General features: G+C 41.5%; 5 protein-coding genes. 4 read left to right on the plus strand and 1 reads right to left on the minus strand.

Annotation, left to right across the window (positions count from 1 at the left end; translation table 11 throughout):
• The 4 genes from infC to QZ735_RS07025 form a co-directional block, all read left to right on the plus strand.
• Positions 1 to 301 (plus strand): translation initiation factor IF-3 (gene infC / locus QZ735_RS07010; RefSeq protein ID WP_294246092.1); only part of this gene is annotated, 301 nt, incomplete at its 5' end.
• Positions 302 to 505: 204 nt separating this feature from the next.
• Positions 506 to 703: a 50S ribosomal protein L35 gene (gene rpmI / locus QZ735_RS07015; RefSeq protein WP_034676300.1), complete on the plus strand. Its 198-nt coding sequence runs from the start codon at positions 506 to 508 to the stop codon at positions 701 to 703.
• A gap of 118 nt (positions 704 to 821) precedes the next feature.
• A complete protein-coding gene (gene rplT, locus QZ735_RS07020; protein WP_294246094.1) occupies positions 822 to 1,166 on the plus strand; it encodes a 50S ribosomal protein L20 in 345 nt (114 codons plus the stop codon).
• 101 nt (positions 1,167 to 1,267) lie between these two features.
• On the plus strand, positions 1,268 to 2,443 hold the full coding sequence (locus QZ735_RS07025; protein ID WP_294246096.1) for a M28 family peptidase: 1,176 nt from the start codon (positions 1,268 to 1,270) through the stop codon (positions 2,441 to 2,443).
• A 48-nt stretch (positions 2,444 to 2,491) separates the two neighbouring features.
• On the opposite strand, the gene hisE is transcribed toward QZ735_RS07025, so the two are convergent.
• Positions 2,492 to 2,662 (minus strand): phosphoribosyl-ATP diphosphatase (gene hisE, locus QZ735_RS07030; protein ID WP_294246098.1); only part of this gene is annotated, 171 nt, incomplete at its 5' end.

The raw sequence follows: 2,662 nt of genomic DNA on the forward strand, positions 1-2,662 counted from the left end.
AAAGGAATTAAAAGCCAAGCAGGTAAAAGTGGTGGTAAAAGAGATCCGTTTCGGGCCTCAGACCGATGAACACGATTATGAATTCAAGAAGAAACATGCTGAAAAATTCCTTGAGGAAGGTTCAAAACTGAAAACCTACGTATTTTTTAAGGGACGTTCCATTATCTTCAAAGACCAGGGAGAGATCCTGCTTCTTAAACTTGCCCAGGAACTGGAGCATGTAGGAAAAGTAGACCAGCTGCCTAAACTTGAAGGAAAGAGAATGATCATGATGATGAGCCCTAAAAAACCGGCCAAATAATCAACAGCCAGACCGGAAGCGGTCTGATATCCATACAGCCTCAAAGAAATTTGAGGCTTTTTTCTGCTCTACCGGACGATTTTATGCACTGAGAAAAAAATATTTCAGGTCTCAATAATTTTCCGTAATTTTGCAGCCTACTATTCCCGGCTTACCGGGAGCCAGAAACAGATATTGATAACAAAACCATAAAAAAGCAGAACAATGCCAAAATTAAAAACGAAATCAGGTGCTAAAAAGCGTTTTGCTCTTACCGGAACCGGAAAGATCAAAAGAAAGAATGCTTACAAAAGCCACATCTTAACGAAGAAAGAAACCAAGCAGAAGAGAAATCTTACTACTACTTCTTACGTAGCTAAAGTGGATGAGAAAAGTGTTCAGCGTCAATTAGCCATCAAGTAGTTTTTATAAATCCATACCGGTTTATAAGAATTCAACAATTCAACAATTTAACCCTGAGATGGAGCAGCCAAGCGCAATGAAACAGATTGCCGCACATGTCAAAAAAACAATTTAAATTATGCCAAGATCAGTAAATGCCGTAGCTTCAAGAGCTCGCAGAAAGAAAATCATGAAACAAGCCAAAGGTTTTTTCGGTAGAAGAAAGAATGTTTGGACTGTAGCTAAAAACGCCGTGGAAAAAGCAATGCAATATGCTTACCGCGGTAGAAAAGAGAAAAAGAGAAATTTCAGAGCCCTTTGGATCACGCGTATCAACGCAGGAGCCAGAGTACACGGAATGTCTTACTCTCAGTTTATGGGAGCTCTTAAGAAAAACAACATTGAGCTTAACAGAAAAGTTTTAGCTGATTTAGCAATGAATCACCCTGAAGCTTTCAAAGCAGTTGTAGATCAAGTAAAATAATGTAAAATTTTTGTTATCAATATAAATCCTGAGTTTTTTGCTCAGGATTTTTTTATTATTTACATTTGCTCATTATTCAATATGCAAAATTTTCTTGACCGGTGAAAAAAATAACCTCTCTTCTGCTTATTTCATTATCAGCGTACTCCTTACAGGCGCAAACTTTTATCCAGGCTTATAAAAACAGAGCCGACCAGGTTTCGCAGACCAATATTACTTCTCTTTTGCAGGATTTTCAGAACCTTGGGGTAAAAACTACCGGTTCTGTAGCCAATACCAATACCCTGAACTGGCTGAAAGCAAAATACCAGTCCTTCGGGTATACGGCCGGCCAGATTACGGAAGACCCGTTTACTTTCGGGAACAATACAAGCTCGAAAAACCTGATCATTACCAAAACAGGAACGGTCTATCCCAATACCTATGTCATCATCTGCGGGCATTATGATACGATTACCGGGCCCGGTGTAAGCGACAATGGAAGCGGCACATCTATTCTACTGGAGGCGGCACGGATACTGAAAGATATTCCCACTGAATATTCCATCAAATTCATCCATTTTTCAGGAGAGGAACAGGGCCTTCAGGGAAGTGCCCATTATGCAGACAATGTAGTGTTCCAGAACAATGTACGTCAGCTGAATGTACGTCTGGTCTTCAATATAGACCAGGTGGGAGGAAAAATTGGCAACAGCAATACGGCAATCAAGTGCGAAAGCGACCAGGCCGGCATGACCTCAAACAATGCCGCATCACAGGCATTTACGCAGCAGCTGGCCAATTGTACCACTTTGTATTCCCCGCTGCAGACCGTCATGTCCAATGCCTACTCTTCCGACTATATGCCTTTTGAGCAGAACGGAGACATTATTACGGGTTTTTATGAAAATATAAGAAGCTATAACGAGCATACGGTAAATGATACTTTTGCCAACGTAGACCCAACCTATGTATACAACGCAGGAAAAGCGGCAGTGGGTGCCTTGCAGCATTTTGCCACCGCTTCTACTATCCAATTGGCTACTGAAGAAGTAAAACAGAGCCATCTGGAATCCATTAAAATCTATCCGAATCCTGCAAAAGATCATCTGTTCATTGAAGTTCCGAAAGAGATCAGAAATTTCAGGGTAGCAATTTCCGATATGAGCGGAAGGAATGTCCTGAGCCAGGAAAATGAGAAGGAAATCAAAGTTTCAGGCCTGGCCGAAGGGGCTTATCTGGTAAAGGTTTCAACCGGCCAGAAAACGGCGGTCAGGAAAGTGATCATCGGTAAATAAAAAAAAGTCCCGTGTCGCAAGTCTACACGGGATTTTTTTTATGCTGTTTCAACGCGTCCGTTTCAATAAATCAGCTTCGATATCCGCCATCTGCATTCCTTTTGCTTTCAGCAGGATGAGATAATGGTACAGGAGGTCTGCGGCTTCGTTCCTGAAAAGATCATCGTTATTATCTTTGGCTTCAATGACCAGTTCTACGGCTTCCTCTCCTACTTTCTG

The sequence above is a fragment of the uncultured Chryseobacterium sp. genome (assembly GCF_913776365.1).
GTDB lineage: Bacteria > Bacteroidota > Bacteroidia > Flavobacteriales > Weeksellaceae > Chryseobacterium.